Source organism: Litorihabitans aurantiacus (assembly GCF_030161595.1).
Lineage (GTDB): Bacteria > Actinomycetota > Actinomycetes > Actinomycetales > Beutenbergiaceae > Litorihabitans > Litorihabitans aurantiacus.
The window spans coordinates 2,634,562-2,658,335 of record NZ_BSUM01000001.1 but is presented as its reverse complement, the minus strand read 5'-3'; the positions used below and the strand labels follow the sequence as shown (position 1 = coordinate 2,658,335).

The window sequence follows — 23,774 nt, the reverse complement described above, 5'->3', positions numbered from 1 at the left end:
TCGGTCCTACGGCTGCACGTGGCGCAGCACGAACTCGAGCTGGGCGCGCATCTGCGCGATCCGCTCGTCGTCGGCGTAGGAGCCGTGACCGGCCTCGTACCGGTACGTCTCGACGACGGGGGCGTCGCCGCGCGCGGTGAGCGCACCCAGGTAGTTCTCGATCTGGCGGATCGGGCAGCGCGGGTCGTTCTCACCGGCCAGCACCAGCACGGGGGCGACGACGGCGCCCGCGTACGTCAGCGGCGAGGCCAGGCGGTAGGCCTCGGGCACGTCGGTGGGCGATCCTCCGAAGAGCGACCGGTCGAACGCCTGGAGCGAGTCCATCTCGTCCTCGTACGCCGCGACGTAGTCCGCCACGGGAACGCCCGCGACGCCGACGCTCCAGCGCTCCGGCTGCGTCCCGAGCCCCAGGAGCGTGAGGTAGCCGCCCCACGAGGCGCCGGCGAGCACGGAGCGCGCGGGGTCGAGGACACCCTGCGCCACGAGGTGGGCGTGCACGGCCGCGACGTCCTCGAGCTCGGTGAACCCCACGCTCGCCTCCAGGGCGTCGCGCCACGCGCTGCCGTACCCCGTCGAGCCGCGGTAGTTCACGGTCAGGACGGCGAAGCCGTGGTCCACCCAGGCCGCGAGGTCGGGGGCGAAGGAGTCGGTCTCGTGCGCCGTCGGGCCGCCGTGGACCTCGACGACCACGGGCAGCGGTCCCGCCGGGGCGTCGGCCGGGCGTCGCAGCAGCGCGTGGACGCGGCCGCCGGGACCCTCCGCCCACACGTCCTGCGCCACGACGCTCGGCGGCGCCGTCGTCCCCGGGGCCTCGAGCAGCACACCCGAGGCGAGGGAACGGACGCTGCGCGGCTGCGCGGCCGAGGACCAGGTGAACCACACGTCTCCGTCGGGCCGCGTGGTGGCCGACCCCACCGTGCCGTCGTCCGGGCCGATCGGGGTGGTCGTCCCCGTGGTCAGGTCGTGGCGGTACAGGCGCGTGCGCGCCTCGTGGTCGACGGCGACCAGGAGCGCGTCCGCGTCCTCGAACCAGTCGGCGTCGGCGACGTCGCCCGGCAGGCCGAGGTCGACGGCGTCGCTCGCCCCCGTGGTCGGGTCCCACACGAGCAGCTCGGGGCGCCCGGCGCGCTCGTGCTGCACGAGGAGGCGCGCATCGCCGTCGCGCGGCGCGAAGGCGAGCGCGCCGAGTCCCAGGCCCGCGCCGTCGTCCAGGTCGGCGACGACGGCGCCGGCGGCGTCCTCAGCGGTGCGCAGCACGCGCAGGGCGGGGTGGCGGTTGTCGCCGCGCTCGCTGTGCTCGATCGCGACGAGAGCGCCGTCGTGGCTCAGGGCCGCGGCGGCGGCGTCCTGCTCGTGCTCGTAGAGGAGGCGGCCGGGGGCGGGCGTCCCGCCGTCGTCCGGGCTCACCTCGTGCACGTGGACGCGCGTGCCGCCGTCGTCGCTGGAGCCGACCACGACGACGCCGTCCAGGCCGAGCAGCAGGCCGGCGCCGTAGGCGGCGGGGGAGTCGAGCGGGGTCCGGGCGGTGCTGTCGGGGCCGGAGCCGAAGCTCTGGCGCCGCCAGACGCCGTACTCGTCGCCGCCGGAGTCGTCGAACCACCACAGCCAGGCCCCGTCCGGGCTGATCGTGGCGTCGGTGGTGCCGGCGGGGCGCGACGTCGCGACGGTCAGCGCGCCCGAGGTGACGTCGAGCGAGTGGACCTGGCGCACGCCGTCGTGACTCGCGATCACGCAGGCGCGGTCGGGAGAGTCCTGCGCCCAGTCGGGCAGCGAGACGTGACCGGCGCGGAACCGCGCCTCCCAGGCCTGCGTCATCGCGGGTCGGTGCCGCTGCCCGGGCCCTGCGTCGGGTCGGTGGGCCTGCCGGGGCCCTGGTTCGCGAGGCGGTCGCGGCGCATCTTGAGGACGAGCGCGCCGATGGCACCGAGGATGGCGACGGCGCCGATCACGAACGCCCAGGTCGGCAGGCCGTCGGTGGTGGTCGCGTCCGAGTCGGCGTCGGTGGTCGCGTCCGTCGAGGCGGCGTCGCTCGTCGCGGTCACGGTGTCGCTGTCGCTCGCGGTCGGGGACGCCTCCTCGGTCGTGGACGCCGAGGTGGGCGCGTCGGACTCGGGCGTGGTCGCGGACTCCGACGCGCTCGAGGACTCCTCCGGCGCGGACGAGGTGGGCTCCGCCGTCGGGCTCTCCGCGGGGAGGTCGAGCGTGAAGGTGAACATGCCGTCGATGGGGTGGCCGTCGGAGGAGGTCACGCGCCACGCGACGCTGTAGGCGCCCGCGGTGAGGTCCTGCGCCAGCGGGACGACGACGTCGGTGCCCGCCACGGTCAGCTCCTGCGAGACGACGGTGCCGGCCGTGTCGGTGACGACGACGTCGGCGCCGATCTGGGCGATCTCGGCGCTGTAGGTGAGCGTGAGGTCGGCGGGGGCGGCCGTGAGGGCCTCGCCGTCGGCGGGGGAGGAGGAGATGAGGGAGTCGTGCGCCGAGGCGGGCGCTGCGAGGACCCCCAGCGACAGCGTGAGGGCGGCGAGGGTGGCGAGCGGCGCGAGGGCGCGGCGGAGGACGGTGCGCACGGGGGACCTTTCATCGGGGACTGCCCGCTCATCGTAGGTCGGCGAAAGGTCCCGGGTGGGGCGGGGGTGGGCGTGAGAGCGTTGCGGCATGACGACGCCCACCGAGCGCCTCTTCCCCGGCCGGCACTTCATCTCCACGGTGCTCGAGCTGCTCGAGACGAAGACGGCGATGTCCGGCACGATGGCGCGGCGCTACCTCCAGCGCGCCGCGATGGCGGGGATCATCGCGGGCGTCGTGTACGTCGCGAACTTCGCGGTGGTCGCGGCGTTCGACTCGGTCGAGGTCGGGGGCGGATCGCTCGCGCCGCTGGGGAAGATCCTCGGGGCGTTCATCTTCGGCTGGGCGCTGGTGTTCATCTACTACTCGCGCAGCGAGCTGCTGACGTCGAACATGATGATCGTCTCGATCGGCGCCTACCACCACCGCACGTCGCCGGGGCGCGTGCTGCGGATCCTGGGACTGTGCTTCCTGGGGAACACGCTCGGTGGGCTGCTCGTCGCGGTGCTGCTGCGGTTCAGCAGCCTCACCAGCGGTGCGACGGGGGAGCAGATGGGGCTCGCCGTCGAGCACAAGCTGGCCTACGTGAGCGACGGCGCGGCCGGCTGGGGCGACCTGTTCGTGCGCGCGGTGCTGTGCAACCTGATGATCAACCTCGCGATGCTGCTGGTCTACAACGGGCTGATCAAGGACGACCTGACCAAGAGCCTCGTCATGGTGGTCGCGGTGTTCCTGTTCGCGATGATGGGGCTCGAGCACTCGGTGGCGAACACGGTGCTGTTCCTGCAGGTGGGGCTCGCCGAGGGCCTCCACGCGGGTCTCGCGGCGGCGAACGTGGGGATCACGCTGGTGGGGAACTTCGTGGGCGGTGGGCTGCTGATCGGGCTCTACTACGCCTACGTGAACGACGACGGCTCGCGCCTCGCGCCCGACGGCGAGCGCTGAGCGGCGCACCGCCCGCGCCCCGCCCGTCGCGGATCGGGCCGTTGGCTGTCCCCGTGCCGCCCGTGTCGCCCGCGCGGTTCGCTGCGCACGAATCGGGTCATCGACGACCGTGATGACCCGATTCGTGCGCAGGGAAGGCTGACGTCGGATCGTCCGGGATGGGGGCCGGTTCGGGACGCGCCGTGCGCACATCATGTTGCTTCAGCTGCTGGGAAGCGACACGAACTGCGCACGCGGCGCGGATGCGCACGCTGGACGGACACGGGGGTGAGATGCGTGAAGGCCCCGCCGGCGAACCGGCGGGGCCTTCACACGTTTGTCGGGGTGACAGGATTTGAACCTGCGACCTCTTCGTCCCGAACGAAGCGCGCTACCAAGCTGCGCCACACCCCGAGCAGGCCCTCGCGGGCCGCAGACAAGACTAGCCCGACTCGGGCGGAATCACGAATCGCGGGTGGGACGGCCCGGCGTCACCGTCGGCTGCAGTCGCGGGAGGCGGCGTCGCCCGGGCCGGAAGTACCTCGCGCATGCACAGAACTACCTCGCGAGTGCCCGGAAGTGCCTCGCGAACGCCCGGAAGTACCTCGCGAACGCCCGGCAGGGTCCCGCGGATCAGGAGGTTGCGGCCGGGACGAGCTCGAGGAGGGTGGCCTCCGGGCGGCAGGCGAAGCGGACCGGGGCGAACGGCGAGGTGCCGAGGCCCGCGCTGACGTGCAGCCAGGTGGAGTCAGCGCCGCCGGGGCGGTCGGGGCGCGCACCGGGCCAGCCGTGCAGGCCCTTGGCGCGTCCGCGGTCGAGGTCGCAGTTCGTCACCAGCGCGCCGTAGCCCGGCAGGCACAGCTGACCGCCGTGGGTGTGGCCGGCGAGCACGAGGGCGGCGCCGTCGGCCCGCATCGCGTCCAGCACACGGCGGTACGGTGCGTGCGCGACGCCGAGCCGCAGCGCCCCGTGCGGGATCGATGCGCGCGGCGGGAAGTCGTCACGGTCGAGGTGGGGGTCGTCGACGCCGACGAGGTCCAGGTGGTGATCGCCGACCACGACGGCGTCGCGCCGGTTTGTCAGGTCCTTCCAGCCCGCCCGCGTCATCTCGCGGGCGAGGTCATCCGCGGGCAGGAGGTTGCGGGGATCGCGCTCGCGCTGCTCGGGCGTGGCCCGGTCGGCGTCGCGGGGGTCGCGCCGCAGGTAGCGCGACCAGCTCTTCGCCATCGGCGCGAAGTAGTCGTTGGACCCCATGACGAAGGCGCCGGGGACCGCCAGCAGCGGTTCGAGGGCGTCGAGCAGCGGGGGCAGCGCGTCGCGGTGCGCCATGTTGTCGCCGGTGTCGATCACGAGATCGGGCCGCAGGCTCGCGAGGTCGCGGACGAAGGCGACCTTGTCGCGCTGCGACGGGGTGAGGTGCAGGTCCGAGATGTGGAGCACGCGCAGCGGGGAGCGCCGGGAGCGAGCACGGGCACCCGCGCGTGGCGGACGGTGTAGGCGCGGGTCTCGGCCAGCGCCCAGAGTGCGACGGCGGCCCCGGACGCGGCGAGAGCCGCCCCCGCCTGCAGCAGGCGGGGGCGGCTCGGACCGGTCAGCCGTTCCCCCCGCCGGGGGCTCGGGCTGACCCGGCTGCGGCTGACCCTGACCGGGCTGCGGCTGGCCAGGCTGCTGCTGTCCCGGCTGGTTCGGGTCCGCCGGGGCGTTCGGGTCGGCCGGCGGTGCTGGCTCCGGGCCGAGGCTCGGGTAGATCGTGATGCGGCTGCCGGGGGCGACGCGGGCACCGCCGCCGGGCGAGGCCTCGGCGATGTTGCCGGGCGAGACGGTCGCGCTGTAGCGGCCCTCGCCGACGCTGACCTGGAAGCCCGCGCCCTGCAACGTGGCGGTCGCCCCGTTGACGGACTGTCCGACGACACCGGGAACGCCCACCCGGTCACCGAAGATCTGGCGCTCCTGCGCCTCGGCGAAGCCCATCGGCTCCATGCCTTCGGTGGCCTTGCGCATGTAGTCGCCCCAGATCGGTGCGGGGATGCGCCCACCGTAGATCTGTGAGTAGTAGCGACCGTTCAGCGTGGTGCGCACCATCGGGAGGTCACCTTCGCTGTGGCCCATCCACACCGCCGTCGACAGCTGCGGCGTGTAGCCGATGAACCAGGCGTGGTAGTCCTCGTTCGCCGTCCCGGTCTTGCCGGCGGCAGGCCGACCGATCTGTGCGCCGGTCGCGGTGCCGCGCTGCACGACGTTCTGCAGCGCGTAGTTGACGCCGGCGGCGATCTCGGGCTCGAGGGCCTGGGAGCACTGGGGCTCCGGCACCTCGACCTCGTTGCCGTCACGGTCAGTGATTCCGGTGATGGAGCGGGGTGCGCAGAAGACGCCGCCCGAGGCGAACGTCGCGAACGCGGCGTTCATCGTCAGCGGGGCGATGGTGTTGGAGCCGAGCGCCATCGACGGAATGGCCAGCAGGTCGGAACCTGCCTGCGCCTGGAAGAGGGCTCGGGCCGAACTGCCCTCGGGCAGGCCTTCGGGGTCGATGGTTCCCGTACCGACGTGCACACCCATGCGGGAAGTCGTGTCGCGGAGCGCGCACAGGTCCATCTCCGAGGCCATCCGGACAAAGGCCGTGTTCACCGAGGTCTCGGTCGCTCGCAGGACCGACTGGGTACCGCCGCCCGGCTCGAGGTTCTTGGGCTCGTACACGCCCGGCACGGACTCGGGCGAGCAGGAGATGTTCCAGTCGCGGGCGACGAAGCGCTGTCCGTTGGCGGCGTTGACGTTGTCCGAGAGCGAGCGACCGTCGATGAGCCACTGCGCGAGAACGAAAGCCTTGAACGTCGAGCCGGTCTGGAAGCCCTGGCCGCCGCCGTACGCGCGGTCGACGTTGAAGTTCAGCTTCGTCGCTCGGGGGTTCTCGGGTGTGGCGTCGCCGTAGGTGGTGTTCTGCACCATCGCGATGACGTTGCCCGAGCCCGGCTCCACGGTGCTGATCGCCCCCGAGATGCCATCGGCGCGCCCCTCGCCGTTGGGAGAGTTGTACGACGGGTCGTTCTCGGGGATCTGGGCCACCAGCGAATCCATCGCCTGCTGCTGACGCACCGGGTCGATCGTCGTCCGGATGGTGTAGCCGCCGCGGCGCAGCGCGTCGCGCGACTCGGCCTCGGTCGCACCGAGGTAGCCGTCCTTGATCAGCACGTTCGTCACGTACTCGCAGAAGTAGGCGCTGATGCCCGCCGTGCTGCAGCCCACCGGCGTGGACGTGGCGTTCGCGACCATGTCCGCCACGGGCGTCGCGACGGCGGCGTCGTACTCCTCCTGCGTGATGAACTCCTGGTCGAGCATGCGCGCGAGCACGGTGTCGCGGCGCTGCGTCGAGGCCTGGTACCCGTCCGCCGCACCACGCGTCGGGTCGTAGATGCCCGGGCCGTTCGTCACGCCGGCCACCAGGGCGGCCTCGGCCGGTGTCAGCTCGGCGGCGCTCTTGCCGAAGTAGTACTGCGTCGCGGCCTCGGCGCCGTTCGTGCCGATGCTGAACTGGGCGATGTTGAGGTAGCCCTCGAGGATCTGGTCCTTGCTGTAGACCTTCTCCAGCGAGATGGCGAGCTTGATCTCCCGCAGCTTGCGGCTGTAGCCCTCCGCGCCGTCGGCCTCCCGCGCCGCCTCGATGGCCTCCTCGTCACCCGAGGCGATGCCCTGGTCGATCAGCACGTTCTTGATGTACTGCTGCGTGATCGTCGAGGCGCCCTGCTGGCTGTCGCTGCCCGCGTTCTGCACGAGTGCGCGCGCCAGACCCTCGGGGTCCACGCCGTTGTGCTCGTAGAAGCGGCGGTCCTCCGTCGCGATCACCGCGTTGCGCAGGTTCGGCGAGATCTGGTCCAGCGGGACGACGACGCGGTTGCCGCCGTCGGCGTAGAACGTCGCCAGCAGGCTCCCGTCGGCCGCCAGGATCTCGGACTTCTCCGAGGGCGGGGTGATCTCGAGCTCGGTGGGGAGCTCGTCGAACATCTGCTGGGCCGCGTTCGACGTCGTCCCGACGGCGGCGACGGCGGGCATCAGCAGCCCGGCGGTCAGCACGCCGCCGACCGTGGCCACGAGCACGAAGCCCATGAGCAGCGCGACGGCCTGGAAGACGTTGACGGAGTGGCGGGGGGCACGGGGAGACGCCATTGCTCCAGACTACGGGGCGCCTCCGACACGGTTGTGGGGCCCCGGGCGAGGGCGTGTGGGGATTGTGTGTGCGCCCGCGCGTAGCATCGCTGCCATGACGACTGTGACCACCTGGGAGTACTCGACCATCCCGCTCATCGTGCACAGCACGAAGCAGATCCTCGACCAGTGGGGCGCCGACGGCTGGGAGCTCGTGCAGGTCGTGCCCGGCCCCGGCGGCAACGGCCTGGTGGCCTACCTGAAGCGTCCGACGGGCACCCGATGAGCACCGACGCGAACGCCACCCCCTCGCAGCGCCTCGCCGCGCTCGGCCTCGAGCTGCCGCCGGTCGCCGCGCCGCTCGCCGCCTACGTCCCCGCCGTGCGCGTCGGCGACCTGGTGCACACCTCGGGCCAGCTCCCGCTGCGCGGTGGCGAGCTGCTCGCCACGGGCAAGGTCGGTGCCGGTGACGGCCTCGTCGCGCCCGACGAGGCCGCGGGGCTGGCCCGCGTCGCCGCGCTGAACGCGATCGCCGCCGTTGTCGACGCCGCGGGCGGGCTCGACAACGTGGTGCGGATCGTGAAGGTCGTCGGCTTCGTCGCCTCCGACCCGGCCTTCACCGGTCAGCCGCTGGTCATCAACGGGGCGAGCGAGCTGCTGGGCGAGGTGTTCGGTGAGCCGCACGCGCGCTCCGCCGTCGGCGTCGCCGTGCTGCCGCTGGACGCCCCGGTCGAGGTCGAGGTCGTCGCGCTCGTCCGCTGAGTCGCGCCGCGCTGGATCCTCAGCGCGCGCGCTTCTCCAGCCGCTGCAGGTCCAGGAGCACGACGGCGCGGCCGTCGAGCTGGATCCAGCCGCGCGAGGAGAACTCCGCGAGCGACTTGTTGACCGTCTCGCGCGAGGCGCCCACGAGCTGGGCGAGCTCCTCCTGCGTGAGGTCGTGCGGCACGCGCACGCCGGCGCCGACCGGGCGGCCGAACCGCGCCGCGAGGTCGAGCAGCGCCTTGGCCACGCGGCCGGGCACGTCGGAGAAGACGAGGTCGGCCAGTGCGGTGTTGGTGCGGCGCAGGCGCTGCGCGAGCGAGCGCAGCAGCTGGCGGGAGAGCGCGGGGTGGGCGTCGAGCAGGTCGACGAACTTGCTGTGCTCGAGCTCGAGGAACGTCGAGGGGGCGAGCACGGTCGCCGTCGCGGTCCGGGGGCCGGGGTCGTAGACGGAGAGCTCGCCGACGATCTCGCCCGGGCCGAGCACCGCGAGCAGGCTCTCGCGGCCGTCGGAGGCGGTGTGGCCGAGCTTGACCTTGCCGGAGGCGATGACCCAGAAGCGCCGGCCGGGCTCGCCCTCGCGGAAGAGCACCTCGCCGCGGCGCACGTTCGTGGTGACCATCGCGCCGCGCACGGCGGCGTAGGTCTCGTCATCCAGGTCCGCGAACACGGGGACCGACCGTACGACGTCCTCAGACACTCTCGACCTCCTGGTGGTTCTGACTCAGGCCACCACCGTACGGCCTCGCGCGCCGAAGGCCGTTAGCGTGGCGGGCGTGAGCACCGTGTCGGCCCCGTCCGCCCCGCCGGCGCCGCCCGACGTGGTGGCCGCCGCGCTCGCTGATCTCTACCCCGACGCGCACTGCGAGCTCGACTTCACCACGCCGCTGCAGCTGCTCGTCGCCACGGTCCTGTCGGCCCAGACCACCGACGTCCGCGTCAACCAGGTCACGCCCGCGCTGTTCACGGCGTTCCCGAGCGCGCGCGACCTCGCCGCCGCCGACCCGGAGCGGATGGAGGAGATGCTGCGGCCGCTGGGTTTCTTCCGCGCCAAGACGCGCTCGCTCATCGGCCTGGGTGCGGCGCTGCAGGCGGATCACGACGGCGAGGTCCCTGCCGACCTGGCCGCGCTCGTCGCGCTCCCGGGCGTCGGGCGCAAGACGGCGAACGTCGTGCTCGGCAACGCGTTCGGCGTCCCCGGGATCACGGTGGACACGCACGTCGGTCGGCTCGCGCGCCGGTTCGGGTGGACGAGCTCGACCGACCCGGTGCGCGTCGAGCGCGAGCTGGGCGAGCTGTTCCCGCCGGCGGACTGGGTGATGCTCTGCCACCGCCTGATCTTCCACGGACGACGCGTGTGCACCGCGCGCCGTCCCGTCTGCTCCGAGTGCCCGCTGGCGCGGGTCTGCCCGGCCTCGCTCGTCTGAGCACGCCGGAGCCGGAACCGTCGGACGGGGGCGACCTACGCCGTCGGGCCCGCGCCGCTCCCGCCCGGGAGCGTCCGCAGGAACTCGAGCACGTGGTGCGTCACGACGTCGGGCGCCTCCTCGGGCAGGAAGTGCCCGGCCCCGGGCACGGTGCGGAAGGTGGTGTCGCCGGAGACGTGCGCCGCGTCGTAGCGGCGCGAGCGCGGCGGCAGGCACCGGTCGGCGGCGCCGTGCAGCCCGAGCACGGGCACCTCGATCATCTCCCGCATCGCCATGAGGTAGCGCTGGCCGGTCGGTCGCGGGGTCGACCGCACCTGCCACCGCGCCTGCTCCAGCACGTGGTGAGCGACCGACGGGAGCCGCATCGCGTCGGCGTAGACCGCCTCCGCCGTCGGGTCGATCTCCCACCCGGGCGCGCCCCAGGCCCGCAGGAGCTGACCGACCCAGTCGCGTCGGAGCCGCCGCTCGGGGAAGGAGGGCAGCTGCGCGAACGCGAGCTCCGCGAGGGTGCCGGCGGGCACGAGGCGGGGGCTGCGTGAGCGCAGCGGCACCGGGTGGGGGAGGACAGGACGCCGATCGCGCGCGTCACAGGGGCGGCGAGGTGGGGCATCGACCACGCCACCTGCGCGCCGTAGCCGTGGCCGATCACGACGGCGTCGATCGCCCCGAGCGAGCGGATCACGCCCGAGACGTCGCGGGCGAGGGAGAACGCGTCGTGCCCGCGGGGCGGCTTGTCGGAGCTGCCGAACCCGCGCAGGTCCATCGCGGCGGTGCGGTAGCCGGCGGCCGCGATGGCCGGGAGCTGGTGGCGCCAGGCGTACCAGGTCTGCGGGAAGCCGTGCAGGAGGAGGACGAGCGGCGACTCGACGCCGACGCGGTCCTCGCCGTCGGGTTCGCTGACCGCGACGTGGAAGCGGGCGCCGCCCGCGGAGACGAGGTGGTGCTCCCACGGGCCGTCGATCAGGAGGCTGGCGGGGTCGACACTCACGGGGACGAGGGTACCGGGGGCCCTCCGGGCGCACCGAGCCGGGCGCGACGCGGCCCCCGAGGCGGTGCCTCGGGGGCCGCGTCGCCCGTGACGGCCGGCGGATCAGTCGATGAAGCCGGCCTGTCCGTAGCGGTACAGGAACGCCGCCATGGCGTCGCGGTTGATCGGGGCGGTGGGCTGGTAGACGGCGGTGCCGTCGTTCCCGATCCACCCCGTCGCGATGCCCTCGTCCACGAGCCAGGTGACCTCGGCGTAGAACTGCGTCGCCGGCGTCATGTCCGTGAACGGGGAGACCGGCGGCGCCTCGTGCGCGGGCGAGTCGGCCATCCGGTACAGGAAGGCCGCCATCGCGTCACGCGCGATCGGCTCCAGCGGCCGGAAGGCGGCGGTCCCGTCACCGCCCGCCCACCCCGTCGAGATGCCCTCCTGCGCCAGCCAGGTGATCTCCCGGTAGAACTGGTTGTCGGGGGCGACGTCGGCGAACGGCGAGGTGGCCGGCAGCACGACGTCCGGCTCACCCGCCACCCGGTACAGGAACGCGGCCATCGCGTCGCGCGCGATCGGTGTCACGGGTCGGTACTCTGCCGCGCCGTCGCCCAGGTCCCAGCCGGTCGCGTAGCCGTTCTCGAACAGCCACGAGATCTCCTCGAAGAACAACGATCCCGCCGGGACGTCGACGAACGGCTCGTCCGGTGCCTGCACCCGGCCCTCGACGACGACGTCCGTGGCCGTCGTGGCCGGGGCCGCGAGGGTCGGGTCCGCCGGCTCGAACGCCACGCGGTAGGCCACCGCCTCGGCCGTCGCGACGACGTCGAAGCCCGCCCCGCCGCCGCTCACCGGGCCGCGTGCGACCTCGGCGACGCCGTCGCCGGAGACCCGCTGCAGCACGAGGTCGCCCGCGACGTCCCCGGGCGTGACCGCGGCGGTGATCTGCGCCGTCGCGCCCGCGAGCGGCCGCTCCGGCGACACGCTCACCGTCACGACCGGGAGCACGGGCGCCGCGACGTCGAACGCCACCGTGAACACGTGCACGTTCGGCGCCTGCGGCAGCGTGATGCTCGCCAGGGTGCGCCCCTCCGGCACCACCAGCGGCGCCGAGGCGTACAGGCCGCAGCCGATGTTCTGCGCCGACCCCGTCCCGTTGCCGCGCTGACCCGCCTTGGCCACGACGACGTTGCCCGCCGCCGGGCTGCCCGTGCACCAGTCGCTGAGCTGCACCGGCGCGACCTGCGTCGTGCCGTCGGTGAACGTCAGCGTGACGTCGCCACCGCCGTGCGGCGTGCCGTTGTTCGTCGCCCCCACGAGGCTCAGGCTGCGCGCCTGGCGGTAGGCGTCGGGCACCGGCAGCACCTGACCGCGCGCCAGCGCGTTGTCCGGTCCGCCCGGCTCCACCGCCGGCACCGCGAACACCAGCTCGGTCCCCGGCACGACGCCGGCCGCGCCCTGGGCGAAGCCGAGGTCCGCGAGCGCGTCCCGCAGCAGGTAGTAGCCGAGGCCGTCGAAGTCGGCGTTGCCCGCCCCGGCGTCGCCGATGCCGGTGTTGTCGAACGCCGCGGTCAGCCACCCGGACTCGGCCACGGTCACGCTGGCGCTCGCCTCCGCGACCACGCCCGCGCCGTCGGACACCGCGATCGTGATCGGGTACGTGCCGGCCACCACGCCGTCGCGCACCGCGAGCTCGACGGGGAAGGAGTCCGAGACCGGCACGCCGCCGGAGTCGATGCTCCACTCGCGGCTGGCGGTATCGACCGTGACGACGTCGGAGCCGACGACGTCGACCGTCCCGCCGACCACCGCGTCGGCCTGGGCGATGATCTCGACGGCGACCGTCGTGGACCCGCCCGCCTCGACGCTCGAGCGCGCCGGGGCGACCCTGGCCGCCACCCGCGTCCCGAGCTCGCCGCGCTCCACGAGGGAACCGGGAGCGGCGTCCGGACCGGTCGCCCAGGCCGAGGGCTCCGGGCCGACCTCGAAGGTCAGCGTCCCCGCCGAGGTCAGGTCGTCGCCGGAGAGGTGGCTGGCCTCGACCGGGACCGCCTGCCCGTCGGCCGCTGTCGTGGTGACCTGCTGGACGTAGCGGTTCTCGGCGCTCACCCCCGGCGCGCGGATCTCCAGGAGGTCCGTCCCGAACCAGTCGGGGTCGAGCGTCACGTCGACGGACTCGAACGCCGGCGTCGACAGGCCCCACACGTCGGTCCCGGGCACGATCGGGTAGGCGCCGATCGCCGAGAGCACGTACCAGGCCGACATCGTGCCGAGGTCGTCGTTACCCGTGACGCCCGTGGGGCCGTCGGTGAACAGCGTCATCGCGGCGGCGACGACGTCGGCCGTCTTGTGGGGCTGGCCGAGCCACTGGTACACGTACGGCGCGTGCAGGTCGGGCTCGTTGTTGGGGTTGTAGGTGTCCTGGCCGTAGTAGTCGTACGTGCCGGTGACCCACTGCTCGCGCGCCACGCCCTCGGGGTCGAGCAGGAGCTCGTCGTAGACGAAGAAGTCGTCGAGCCGCTGCTGCGTCGCCTCGACGCCGCCGAACAGCTCGATGAGGCCGGGCAGGTCCTGCTGCACAAGCCACTCGTACTGCACGGCCGTGCCCTCGTGGAACCCGACCGCCTGCGCGGGGTCGTCGCTGCCGACGAAGAATCCCGAGCGGTCGCGCGCCCGGAAGCTCTGCGTCGTCGGGTCGAACAGGGCGAGGTAGTTCTCGCCGCGGGCGGCGTAGCGCGCCGCGTCCTCCGTATGCCCCAGCTCGCGCGCCATGGTCGACAGGAGCGCGTCGGACAGGGCGTACTCCAGGGTCGCGGAACCGCCGTGGTGCAGGTCGTAGTCCCCGGGCCGCCCGTTCTCGCCCGGCTCGTGCGTGACGTAGCCGCGCTCGAGGTAGACCGGGTTGCCGGCGCGACCGTTCGCGACCGACGTGGGATCCGGGGTGTTGTCGGCGTTGTGCGCGAGGACGGCGTAGGTCTCCTCCTCGTGTCCCGCCAGGAGCCCCTGGCTCCACGCGCTGACCAGGAAGGCCGTCCCCGGGTCGCCCGTCATGATGTTGGTCTCGACCGGGCCGTAGCCCCACCGCGGCAGCCAGCCGAGCTGCTCACCCTGGCGCACCACCGAGAGCGCCATGTCGCGCGACTCCTCCGGCGCCAGCAGGTACAGCAGCTGCTGCTGCGTGCGGTAGGTGTCCCAGAGCGAGAAGTTCTGGTAGTAGGTGAAGTCGTCGGCCACGTGGATCTCGCCGTCCCAGCCGCGGTAGCGGCGATCGACGTCGGTGCCGGTGTTGGGTGCGAGGAAGCTGCGGTAGAGCGCCGAGTAGAAGACGCGCACGTCCTCGAGCTCGACGTCGTCCGTCGGGATCGCGACGTCGCCGAGGCGGTCCTCCCACAGCGCGTCCGCGGCCGCGCGGGCGGTGTCGAACGACGTCGCCTCCGCCGCGTGGTTCGCGGCGGCACCCGCCGCGTCGACGTAGCTGAGCGACGTCACGACCTCGACGTCGGCGTCCTGCGTCGCGTCGAAGGTGACCCAGGCGCCGGTGCGCGTGCCGTCGGCGAGCTCCGCGCCGGGGTGCGCTCGTCGTCGACCCAGGTGCCGAACGAGGCGATGTCGCGGTCGAAGGTGGTGCGGGTGTGGACGGTGAAGGGCGGCGTGTCCTGGCAGAAGCCGCGCGAGGTGATGGCGGTCTCCACGGTGCGGGCGTCCACCACGCGCGTGGTCGAGTCCGTGACGGTGTTCAGCGACTGCCCCGGGTTGAGCAGCACTGTCGCCTCGGTCGTGGACGGGAAGGTGTACCGCGCGATCGCGGTGTGCTCGGTGGCGGCGAGCTCGGCGTCGATCGTGCCCGCCGGGGCCTGCAGCCCGACGCGGTAGTAGCCCGGGGCGGCCTCCTCGTCGTCGTGGGAGTAGGGCAGGGCGTAGCTCTCGTAGCGCGTGTCCGACGGCGTCCCCGTCGTGGGGAGCATCGGCATCAGGCCGCCGAGGCCGCAGCCGACGCCGGAGAGGTGGACCATCGAGAACCCGCGGATGCTCGTGCGCGTGTAGTCGTAGCCGGTCATGTGCCCGTTGTCGGGCGAGAACTGCACCATGCCGAACGGCACGCTCGCGCCCGGGTAGGTGTTGCCGTCGTCCTGGGAGCCGATGAACGGGTTGACGTGCTGCGTCAGACCCTCCTCGGCGGCCGGGTCGGCGGACGCGCCCACCGCGGTGAGGCCGCCGGTCGCGGCGAGGACGACGGCGAGGGCGGCGCCGCGCAGCGCGCGGGCGAGTCCTCGCGTCCCCCTCGCGTCCTGGGCTGGTGACGCTGCGGTCGTTCCCCTCGGGGGCGGTCGGGGCGTGATCGCCGGTGCTGGACCATGGCGCTCCTTGTTCACGTCGTCGTGAGCGGGGCACGTCGTCGTGCCCCGCCCCCCAGCGTGCGTGATTCTGACAGCGCTGTCCAGGGGTGGCGGGCGATCCGCGCTACTCGGCCGGCTTCGCCATCCCCTGCTGGATCAGCCCCATCACGCCGGAGTCGGCCAGGGTCGTGACGTCCCCGACGTCGCGGTGCTCCGCCACGTCGCGCAGGAGCCGGCGCATGATCTTGCCGGAGCGCGTCTTGGGGAGCTCGGCCACCACGAGGATCGAGCGCGGCTTCGCGATCGGCCCGATCGCGGCGCCGACGTGGCTGCGCAGCGCCGCGACCACCTGCTCGTCGGCGTCGTCGCCGCTCGGGCGGTCGGTCACCTCCTCGCCGTCGCGCAGGATCACGAACGCGACCACGGCCTGTCCGGTCGTCTCGTCGCTCGCGCCGACCACCGCGGCCTCGGCCACCCACGGGTGGGAGACGAGCGCGGACTCGATCTCCGCCGTCGAGAGCCGGTGGCCCGAGACGTTCATGACGTCGTCGACCCGGCCGAGCAGCCAGATGTCGCCGTCGGCGTCGCGCCGCGCGCCGTCGCCCGCGAAGTACACGCCGGGGAAGCGCGACCAGTAGGTGTCGGCGAACCGCTGCGGATCGCCCCAGATGCCGCGCAGCATCGCCGGCCACGGCTCGGTCAGAGCGAGGTATCCGGCGCGGTCGTCGTGGATCGGGGCGCCCGCGTCGTCCAGCACCTCGGCCACGACGCCCGGCAGCGGCACCTGCGCGGACCCGGGCTTGGCCGCCGTGACGCCGGGCAGCGGCGAGATCATGATCGCGCCGGTCTCCGTCTGCCACCACGTGTCGACGATCGGCGTGCGGTCGCCGCCGATCGCCCGCCGGTACCAGGTCCACGCCTCGGGGTTGATGGGCTCGCCGACGCTGCCGAGCACGCGCAGCGAGGACAGGTCAAACCCGCCCGGGACGTCCTCGCCCCACTTCATGCAGGTGCGGATCGCCGTCGGGGCGGTGTAGAGGATCGTGACGCCGTACTTCTGCACGATCTCCCACCACCGGCCGCGGTGCGGCGTGTCCGGCGTGCCCTCGTAGATCACCTGCGTCGCACCGTTGAGCAGCGGTCCGTAGACGACGTAGCTGTGGCCGGTGATCCAGCCGATGTCGGCCGTGCACCAGTAGACGTCGGTCTCCGGGTGCAGGTCGAACACGGCACGGTGCGTGAAGGACGTCTGCGTGAGGTAGCCGCCGGTGCTGTGGAAGATGCCCTTCGGCTTCCCGGTCGTGCCCGAGGTGTAGAGGATGAACAGCGGGTGCTCGGCCTCGACCCAGACCGGCTCGTGCTCCGCGGAGGCCTGGGGCACGACGTCGTGCCACCACACGTCGCGCTCCGGCGTCCACGCGACCTCGCCGCCCGTGCGGCGCACCACGAGGACGTGCGCGACGGCGGTGCCGCCCTTCGCCAGTGCGTCGTCGACGGCGGGCTTGAGCGGGCTCGCGGCGCCGCGCCGGTAGCCGCCGTCGGCCGTGATGACCAGGGTCGCCTCGGCGTCGAGGATCCGGCTGTGCAGCGCGTCGGCCGAGAAGCCGCCGAAGACGACCGAGTGCGGGGCGCCGATCCGGGCGCACGCGAGCATCGCGACGACCGCCTCCGGGATCATCGGCAGGTAGATCGCGACGCGGTCGCCGGTACCGACGCCGAGGGAGGTCAGGGCGTTCGCGGCGCGCGCGACGTCGTCGGCCAGCTCCGCGTACGTGATGCGGCGGGACCCGCCGTCCTCGCCCTCCCACAGCAGGGCGACGCGGTCGCCGTGGCCGGCGGCCACGTGCCGGTCGACGGCGTTGTGCGAGGCGTTCAACCGCCCGTCGGTGAACCACCCGTAGCGGGGCGCCTCCGAGTCGTCCAGGACCGTGCTGAACGGCGTCTCCCACTCGAGCGTGCGCGCCTGCTCCGCCCAGAACCCGAGCCGGTCGGCCGCGGCCCGGTCGTAGACGTCGGCGCCCACGGCGGCGGCGGCGGCGAACTCCGGCGAGGGCGGGTAGGTGGGGGAGTCGGTCGTGCCGTGGTCGGTGGTCGGCTGTGGCTCGTCTGCAGGCATCGCTGGCTCCTCGAACGGTGGTGCTCGTGTGACGCGGGCCACTCTACGCACGGGGTCCGACACGCGAGGGGCCCGACCACGGATCGTGGTCGGGCCCCTGGTGTCGGTGCCGCGGTGGCGGGTTCAGCCGTGCGTCACCGGTAGATCGTCACAGGCCGCGCGCCTCGCGCTCGGCCTTCACCCGGCCCTCGTAGCGGCCGCTTCGGCGCGCGCCGTGCGAGACGAACGCCAGCAGCAGGAGAACCAGACCGAGCGCGAGCAGGAGCCCGGACCGGCTGGTGTCGCTCAGGTAGTCGGTGACGTTCGTGCCGAAGCCCTCGTGCAGCGACGCGAGCGGCTCGCGCACCCGCTCCACCAGGTCGGAGGCGGCCACGGGCACCACGAGCGCCGCGAGGCCGGCGGCGGTCACGACGCCGCCCCAGATCCACGCGCCGAGGCTCGTCACGCGCGTCACCAGGGCGATGACGACGAGGCCGACGATCCCGCCGGCCAGGCTGAGCAGTCCGGCCACGTTCAGCGGCGACTCGGGCGGGAGGCCGTAGTAGGTGCGCAGCGCGCCGTCGGTGAGGAGGAACCACGTCACGGGGACGGCGATCAGCAGCCCCAGCACGCCCCAGATGTGGGCGGCCGTGCGGCGCACGGGCGCGGCGGCCCACTCCTCGTCGGGCAGCGGTTCGCGCGAGCCGGCCCTGAGGCTGCCGTTCGTCGACCCGGCGAGCGGGTCGGGGTCGCTGACCGGGACGACGCGGGTGGCCTCGACGTCACGCTCCGGGGTCGCGTCGTCGGAGCGCGACGGCGTCGCGGTCGATCCCGTGCGCGAGAAGCGGGATGTGCGCTCGGTCGGCGTGGTGTCGGCGGGCCCTGCAGGATCGCCGTCACCGGTCGTGACCGGCAGCGCCGTGGTGCGCTCACCCGACGGCCCGGGAGCCACGAGCGGGGTGGTGCGGGTGGCGACGTCGTCGCTCTCGGAGCTCGCCCCGTCCTCGCTCGCCGGGGCCGGCCCACTCGCCTCGCGGGAGTCGCGAGAACGGGCGCCGAGGGCGCTCACGCGCGTCGGCGCGCCGCCGGTCGGGGCCGGGTCGGACGTCGCGTCGTCGGTGCGTGGACGGTCGGTCGCGTCGTCGTCGCCGACCGGGCGGGTGAACGCGGTCGCGTCGGGGTCGGTGGAGCCCACGACGGCGGTCTCCTCCGGCGACGTCGACGCGGGGGGCGACGGTTCGGCCGGGGTCAGCGGGGGGACGGGGCGCGGGGCGGAGTGACCGCGACCGACACCGGCCGTGCGGTCGGTGCGCTCGGGGCCGCCGTCGGCCTCGTCAGGCTGCTCGGGAGTGGTCATGGAAGTCCTTCCGTGGGGCTCGACCGCCACGGTAGGCCGATCCGCGCCCGCATCGGGGGACGCGCGCCGGTCGGGGGACCGGTGCGTTCAGTCGGCCACCTCGGTCCACTCGCCGTCGCTGCGGCGGATGTGCTCGAGCTCCTGCCGCTGGGTGCTCCGGCCGCCGCGCCGCGCGGCGTGCGACCCGAGAGCGCCGCCCGCCAGCAGCAGACCCAGCACCCACGCGGGCCCGCCCGCCAGGGGGAGGGCTCGACCGACGGCAGGTCGAGCAGGTCGGTGAGCCAGGGCCGGACGAGGTCGACGACGGGTCCCGCGCCGTCGCCGGCCACCAGGCCCCAGACCGCCGCGAGCAGCCAGCACGCGGCGGCCGCCGCCGGGCCGAGGCTGGAGGTGCTCCCGCTGCCGCCCTGGACCAGGGATCCCAGGGTGAGGAGCGCCAGCGCTGCGACGACCGGGGCCGCACCGGCGGCGTCGGCCGGCGCGATGCGGCCCGTCAGCAGCTCGTCCAGCAGCGCGGCGACGACGACGGCCCCGAGGAGGCCGAGCACGATCGCACCCACGTGGTGCAGCAGCCGGGGACGCGGCGGGGTGGTGACGGCTCCGCCGTCGGTCAGTCGCTGCTCGGCCCGCTCGGCGGCGCGCCCGAGACGTCGGGCGACCGCGGCGGCGACGGCGAGCGCCAGCAGGGTGAGACCGATGACGAGGGGCAGCCCGGAGTCGAGCAGGCGCGCGGTCGTGGCGGAGAGGTCGGCGGCCTCCGGCCCCGACACGCGGAGGTCGGGGAGGACGGCGAGGACGCGGTCGGTCACGCCGTCGGCCCACGTCCCGAGCACGCCGGGCAGCCCCAGCAGGAGCCACGCGCCGCCGGCGACGGCCGGGGCGACGGCGCTGCGCCCCATCCACGCCGCGACCAGCGCGAGCACGAGACCCGCGGCGACGACGGCGGCGAGCGCGGCGGTGTCGCCGGGGCCGGCGGCCTCGGCCCTCGCCAGCGCCAGCACGAGCGCGGCGAGTGCGGCGGCGGTGCCGAGGAGACCGAGGAGCGCACCGAGGAGGTGGTCGCGGGCACGGGAGCGGGGCGGCACGGGGGCGGCGGGTCGCGTGACGAGCGGGACCTCCTGCGTCGAGCGGACCGACGGGCGCGCGGCGGTGGTGCCGTTCTCGCCGGTCCCGGCCGTGGCGGGGCCGTCGGGTTTGGTCGTCCCTGCGGTGCGAGGGGTCGCCGGACCGCCGCCCCGGTGGCGCTCGGACAGCGCGTCGTCCGTGCTCATGTGGTTCCCGCTCCTCGCCGACGTGAGGTGCAAGTATGTCGCGCCGCGGGGGACCCGGTCGGTCGTCAGGAGGCGCGGGCCGGCCCCTCGGTCCCGTCGAGCTGTCCCCAGTTCCGGGCTGCACCTGTCGGGGCCGGTCGTCCACACCGGGTCCCCCACCGACGGTGTGATCGGGCGAGCATCGGTCGCGGAGGTGGGGCGATGATCGGGACGACACGGACGAGGCGGGCCGCCGCAGGCCGATCGGCGCGTGCGCCGGGTCCGGTGGGCGCGGCGGCGACGGTGGCGAGCCGGGTGGGGGGATCGACGGCGGGGGCGCCGCGCGAGCGGCTCGTCGTGGCGCTGCGGTCCGCGGACGAGACCCTCGCGGCCGCCGTCGGCGACCTCGTCGGGTGGCTCGACGGCGAGCTGCTGGTCCGGCCCCCGGGGTCGGCCCCGGTGCCGGCCCACGTCCACCTCGACGACGTCGGCTCCGTCCAGGCGGCGGTCGCCGGTCGTGCGCGACCACCGAGCTGGGGCAGCACCGCGATCGCCGTCGCCCGTGCCGACGCCGCTCCCGCGCGCCCCGATCCTCAGGTGCCCGAATCCGACCTCCTGCGCGGCGTCCCGGACCGGCCGTGGCTGATCCCGCACGAGACGGGCGAGCTCGCGGACGCGATCACCGCACGCGCCGCCGCGAGCACCACCACGACGATCGGCGTCGTGGGTGTGCGGGGCGGTGTCGGCGCCAGCGTCACCGCCGCCCTGCTCGCACGGGTGGTCGCGCCCGGTGGCCGCGGGGTGGCGCTGCTCGACGTCTCCGGCGGGCTCGACGTCACGCTCGGGATCGAGGACGAACCCGGTCCGCGGTGGGCCGATCTGACGGCCGAGGCGGGGCCGTTCCCCGCCGCCACGCTCGTGGCGAACCTGCCCCGCTGGGGCCAGGTGCACGTGCTCGCCGCCGACGCCCGCGGTGTCCCCGGTCCCGCGGCCCTGACCGGCGTGCTCCCGGCCGTGCGCCGGATGTGCCGTGCGGTGGTCCTGGACCTGCCCCGGTCCGCCCCGCTCGACGTCGTGGCGCACTGCGACAGCGTCGTGGCCGTGACGGGGACCGACGCCGCGTCGGCCGCGGGGCTCGCCGCCCTCCTGCGGCGGTGGGAGCCGGCCGGTGTCGAGGTGCGGCTGGCCGTGCGCCGCTCGACGGGCGCGGCGGTCGCCGACGCGGAGGAGCTCGCGCGCTGGTGCGGCCGACCGCTGCTCGGGGAGCTGCCGCGGTTGGCGGCCCTGTCAGGTGACCTCGCCCGCGGCCTCGGACCGGCGGCGCGGCCGCGATCCGGCCTCGTGCGCGCCGTCGGCGCTCTCGCGAGCTCCGCGGGGCTGACGTGAGCCTGCTGGCGCACGTGCGACGCGTCGTCGCCACGGAGGAGGCGCGGCCGGGTGCGGCGGCGGTCGTGCGCGCCGTGCGCGGTCCGGGTGCCGTCGACGTGCGTGTCGACAGCCCCGTCGACGGAGGTGTCGCGGCGACTGTGCCGACGAGCACGGACGTCGTGCTGGGGCTGCGCCGGGGGCGGGACCAGGTGGCCGACGCCGTCGCCGACATCGCCGGGACCAGCGCGCCGCTGCGTCACCTGTGGGCGGACCCCGACGTCACGGACGTCCTCGTCAACGGGCCGCGGGAGGTGTGGGTGGACCGGGGTGGCGGCCTCGAGCGGGCCGCGGCGCCGGGACCCGACGGCCTCGGTGACGTGCGGGCGCTCGCGACCCGGCTCGCCGCGGCGGCGGGGCAGCGTCTCGACGACGCGGCGCCCATCGCCGACGGGCGGCTGCCCGACGGGACGCGGCTGCACGCCGTCCTGTCCCCCGTCGCGGCCGACGGCGCGTGCCTGTCCCTCCGCCGTCACCGCGCGAGTGCGGTCGACCTGACGCACTGGCGAGCCTCGGGCGGCTTCGCGGACCAGGGTGAGCAGGTGCTGCGGGCGCTGGTGCAGGCGCGGGCGAACCTGCTGGTCAGCGGGAGCACGGGGAGCGGCAAGACGACCCTGCTCGGCGCGCTGCTGGCGCTCGCGGCGCCCACGGAGCGTCTGGTGTGCATCGAGGAGGTCCGCGAGCTCGAGCCCGCCCACCCGCACGTCGTGCACCTGCAGTCCCGCGCGGCGAACGTCCAGGGCGCCGGAGCGATCAGCCTGGCCGACCTGGTGCGGGCGGCGATGCGGATGCGGCCCGACCGCCTCGTGCTGGGCGAGTGCCGCGGCGCGGAGGTCCGCGAGGTGCTGATGGCGCTCAACACGGGGCACGACGGCGGGATGGCGACCGTGCACGCCAACACCGCGACCGACGTGCCCGCCCGCCTCGTCGCGCTCGGGTCGCTCGCGGGGCTGAGCGCCGAGACGGTCGCGGCGCAGGCCGTCAGCGCGTTCGACGCCGTGATCCACGTCCAGCGCGTCCCCGGCGCCCGCGTCGTGGCGCAGATCGGCGTGCTCACCCGGGTGGACGGCCAGCTCGTCGGAGAGGTGGCGATGCAGCGCCGGCGGGTGGGGCTCGACGACCCCGGAGACGCGGGCCGGGCGGGCGCCGACCTCGAACCCGGGCCGGGGTGGGACCGGCTGGCGCGGCGCCTCGAGCGAGGCGCACCGTGAGTGCCGTCGTCGGTCCGGCCGGCCCGCTCGGATCGACCGTCCTGGCCACCGTGGCGCTCGTGGCCGTGGCGCTGCTGCTGGAGGGGCGCTGGTCGCTGGTGGGGCGAGGCGGCCCTCGGCGGGCCGGGCGCGCGTCCTCCGGCCGCCGCGCCCCCGCGGGGACGAGGCGGTTCCGGTGGTCCTCGCGGCGACGCCGGCGCCCCGCCGAGCCGCCGCTCGGGGTGCTGTGCACGCAGGTCGCCAGCAGGCTCCGCTCGGGCGCCACGGTCACCCAGGCGTGGCAGCGAGCCCTGGCCGACGAGCCGGTACCCGTTCGGGCGGGCGCGTCAGGGGTGCCGGGTGCCCCCGGGCTCCGGGACGACTCCGGCGTCCCGCCACCGCTGCTCGCGCTGGTGGGGACGACGGCGGCCGCGGACGCCGTCGTGGTCGCGTGCCGTCTCGCGCACCGGTGCGGGACACCGCTCGCCGAGATCCTCGACGGCTGCGCGCACGGGATCACCGAGGTCGAGGCGGCCGACGCCGATCGACGGCGGGCGCTCGCCGGCCCTGCCGCGACGGCTCGGCTGCTGGGCTGGCTGCCTCTGGCGAGCCTCGTCGTCGGGGCCGGGCTGGGAGCGGACCCGCTCGGGGCGATCGCGACGGGCGGACCGGCGGCGCTCGCCGTCGTGCTCGGTCTCGCGTTCCTGGCGCTCGGGCGGTGGTGGAGCCGCCGGATGGTGCGAGCCGCACAGCGGGCGGGCGAGCGGTGGGACCGGTGATCGCGGCGGGCGCGGCGCTCGGCGTCGCCGTCTGGCTCGTGCTGGCCCGGGCCCGCGCGCCGCGAGTCGCGCCGCGGGAGGTCCCGCCGGCCGCCGTCGTGCTCGATCCCGCCGTCGCGTGCGACCTGGTCGCGGCGGTGCTGGAGGCGGGGGCGTCGGTCCCCGCGGCGCTGGAGGCGCTCGGCGGCGCGGTCGGTGGCCGCGGCGGGCACGAGGTCGCCGTGGCCGCGCGGATGCTGCGCTTCGGGGCGAGCTGGGAGGAGGCGTTCGAGCGAGTGCCGGGCGCGTGGGACCCCGTGACGCGCGCGCTGCGGCTGGCGTGGACCGACGGCGTCGCCCCGGGGCCCTCGCTCGCGGCGACCGCCGGCGCGCTGCGGGCCTCGCGGGCGGCGTCGGCCCGGGAGGACGCGGAGCGGCTCGGCGTCCGGCTGGTGCTCCCGCTCGGGCTGTGTCTCCTGCCCGCGTTCGTGCTCATGGGCCTCGTGCCGGTGATGATCGCGACCGGGGGTGACCTGCTGGGGTTCGTGGGATGAGTCGGTGCTCGCATCGGCGG

18 protein-coding genes, 1 tRNA gene and 1 pseudogene are annotated in these 23,774 nt (G+C 74.8%); 8 read left to right on the top strand and 12 right to left on the bottom strand.

Annotated elements, in window-relative coordinates:
- Positions 1 to 6 precede the first annotated feature (6 nt).
- Together QQK22_RS12635 and QQK22_RS12630 are read right to left on the bottom strand one after the other, a co-directional pair.
- Positions 7 to 1,815 carry a S9 family peptidase gene (locus QQK22_RS12635; RefSeq protein WP_284251279.1) on the bottom strand — a complete coding sequence of 603 codons (1,809 nt, stop codon included), beginning with the start codon at positions 1,813 to 1,815 and terminating at the stop codon, positions 7 to 9.
- Entirely contained in the window at positions 1,812 to 2,570 is a 759-nt protein-coding gene (locus QQK22_RS12630; RefSeq protein ID WP_284251278.1) for a copper resistance CopC family protein, read from the bottom strand. The genes QQK22_RS12635 and QQK22_RS12630 overlap by 4 nt, the downstream gene beginning before the upstream one ends.
- A gap of 88 nt (positions 2,571 to 2,658) precedes the next feature.
- Between QQK22_RS12630 and QQK22_RS12625 the strand changes: the two genes are divergently transcribed.
- A complete protein-coding gene (locus QQK22_RS12625; protein ID WP_284251277.1) occupies positions 2,659 to 3,513 on the top strand; it encodes a formate/nitrite transporter family protein in 855 nt (284 codons plus the stop codon).
- Positions 3,514 to 3,832: 319 nt separating this feature from the next.
- Here the strand turns inward: QQK22_RS12625 and QQK22_RS12620 are convergent.
- A tRNA-Pro gene (locus tag QQK22_RS12620) sits at positions 3,833 to 3,906 on the bottom strand.
- Positions 3,907 to 4,125: 219 nt separating this feature from the next.
- A complete protein-coding gene (locus QQK22_RS12615; RefSeq protein WP_284251276.1) occupies positions 4,126 to 7,650 on the bottom strand; it encodes a transglycosylase domain-containing protein in 3,525 nt (1,174 codons plus the stop codon).
- Between the two features lie 94 nt (positions 7,651 to 7,744).
- Between QQK22_RS12615 and sp36 the strand changes: the two genes are divergently transcribed.
- Together sp36 and QQK22_RS12605 are read left to right on the top strand one after the other, a co-directional pair.
- Entirely contained in the window at positions 7,745 to 7,915 is a 171-nt protein-coding gene (gene sp36, locus QQK22_RS12610; RefSeq protein WP_284251275.1) for a Sp36 family protein, read from the top strand.
- On the top strand, positions 7,912 to 8,391 hold the full coding sequence (locus QQK22_RS12605; protein ID WP_284251274.1) for a RidA family protein: 480 nt from the start codon (positions 7,912 to 7,914) through the stop codon (positions 8,389 to 8,391). Before sp36 ends, QQK22_RS12605 begins: the two co-directional genes overlap by 4 nt.
- Positions 8,392 to 8,410: 19 nt before the next feature.
- On the opposite strand, the gene QQK22_RS12600 is transcribed toward QQK22_RS12605, so the two are convergent.
- Complete coding sequence (locus QQK22_RS12600) at positions 8,411 to 9,088, bottom strand: Crp/Fnr family transcriptional regulator (protein WP_284251273.1); 678 nt, start codon at positions 9,086 to 9,088, stop codon at positions 8,411 to 8,413.
- A 76-nt stretch (positions 9,089 to 9,164) separates the two neighbouring features.
- Between QQK22_RS12600 and nth the strand changes: the two genes are divergently transcribed.
- The gene (gene nth, locus QQK22_RS12595; RefSeq protein WP_284251272.1) at positions 9,165 to 9,815 is read left to right on the top strand and encodes an endonuclease III; all 651 of its coding nucleotides are present in this window, start codon (positions 9,165 to 9,167) and stop codon (positions 9,813 to 9,815) included.
- Between the two features lie 35 nt (positions 9,816 to 9,850).
- Here the strand turns inward: nth and QQK22_RS12590 are convergent, their stop codons facing one another.
- The 7 genes and pseudogenes from QQK22_RS12590 to QQK22_RS12560 all read right to left on the bottom strand — a co-directional run bounded on the left by QQK22_RS12590 (position 9,851) and on the right by QQK22_RS12560 (position 19,848).
- A complete protein-coding gene (locus tag QQK22_RS12590; protein WP_284252841.1) occupies positions 9,851 to 10,336 on the bottom strand; it encodes an alpha/beta fold hydrolase in 486 nt (161 codons plus the stop codon).
- 50 nt (positions 10,337 to 10,386) lie between these two features.
- Positions 10,387 to 10,803, bottom strand: a pseudogene (locus QQK22_RS12585) (alpha/beta fold hydrolase); the annotation flags it as partial.
- Positions 10,804 to 10,905: 102 nt separating this feature from the next.
- Complete coding sequence (locus QQK22_RS12580; RefSeq protein WP_284251271.1) at positions 10,906 to 14,277, bottom strand: GH92 family glycosyl hydrolase; 3,372 nt, start codon at positions 14,275 to 14,277, stop codon at positions 10,906 to 10,908.
- Positions 14,274 to 15,161 (bottom strand): hypothetical protein, encoded by an 888-nt coding sequence (locus QQK22_RS12575; RefSeq protein ID WP_284251270.1) that lies wholly within the window; start codon positions 15,159 to 15,161, stop codon positions 14,274 to 14,276. Before QQK22_RS12575 ends, QQK22_RS12580 begins: the two co-directional genes overlap by 4 nt.
- Positions 15,162 to 15,249: 88 nt before the next feature.
- The gene (acs, locus tag QQK22_RS12570; protein ID WP_284251268.1) at positions 15,250 to 17,241 is read right to left on the bottom strand and encodes an acetate--CoA ligase; all 1,992 of its coding nucleotides are present in this window, start codon (positions 17,239 to 17,241) and stop codon (positions 15,250 to 15,252) included.
- Between the two features lie 148 nt (positions 17,242 to 17,389).
- On the bottom strand, positions 17,390 to 18,577 hold the full coding sequence (locus QQK22_RS12565; protein WP_284251267.1) for a hypothetical protein: 1,188 nt from the start codon (positions 18,575 to 18,577) through the stop codon (positions 17,390 to 17,392).
- The gene (locus QQK22_RS12560) at positions 18,574 to 19,848 is read right to left on the bottom strand and encodes a hypothetical protein (protein WP_284251266.1); all 1,275 of its coding nucleotides are present in this window, start codon (positions 19,846 to 19,848) and stop codon (positions 18,574 to 18,576) included. The genes QQK22_RS12565 and QQK22_RS12560 overlap by 4 nt, the downstream gene beginning before the upstream one ends.
- 294 nt (positions 19,849 to 20,142) lie before the next feature.
- Between QQK22_RS12560 and QQK22_RS12555 the strand changes: the two genes are divergently transcribed.
- The 4 genes from QQK22_RS12555 to QQK22_RS12540 are packed head-to-tail and all read left to right on the top strand — an operon-like array spanning position 20,143 to position 23,754.
- Positions 20,143 to 21,213, top strand: coding sequence for a CpaE-like family protein (locus tag QQK22_RS12555; RefSeq protein WP_284251265.1), 1,071 nt, complete (start codon positions 20,143 to 20,145; stop codon positions 21,211 to 21,213).
- Positions 21,210 to 22,463, top strand: coding sequence for a TadA family conjugal transfer-associated ATPase (locus tag QQK22_RS12550; RefSeq protein ID WP_284251263.1), 1,254 nt, complete (start codon positions 21,210 to 21,212; stop codon positions 22,461 to 22,463). The genes QQK22_RS12555 and QQK22_RS12550 overlap by 4 nt, the downstream gene beginning before the upstream one ends.
- Positions 22,460 to 23,221: a type II secretion system F family protein gene (locus tag QQK22_RS12545; protein ID WP_284251262.1), complete on the top strand. Its 762-nt coding sequence runs from the start codon at positions 22,460 to 22,462 to the stop codon at positions 23,219 to 23,221. The genes QQK22_RS12550 and QQK22_RS12545 overlap by 4 nt, the downstream gene beginning before the upstream one ends.
- Positions 23,218 to 23,754, top strand: coding sequence for a type II secretion system F family protein (locus tag QQK22_RS12540; RefSeq protein WP_284251261.1), 537 nt, complete (start codon positions 23,218 to 23,220; stop codon positions 23,752 to 23,754). Before QQK22_RS12545 ends, QQK22_RS12540 begins: the two co-directional genes overlap by 4 nt.
- Positions 23,755 to 23,774 lie beyond the last annotated feature (20 nt).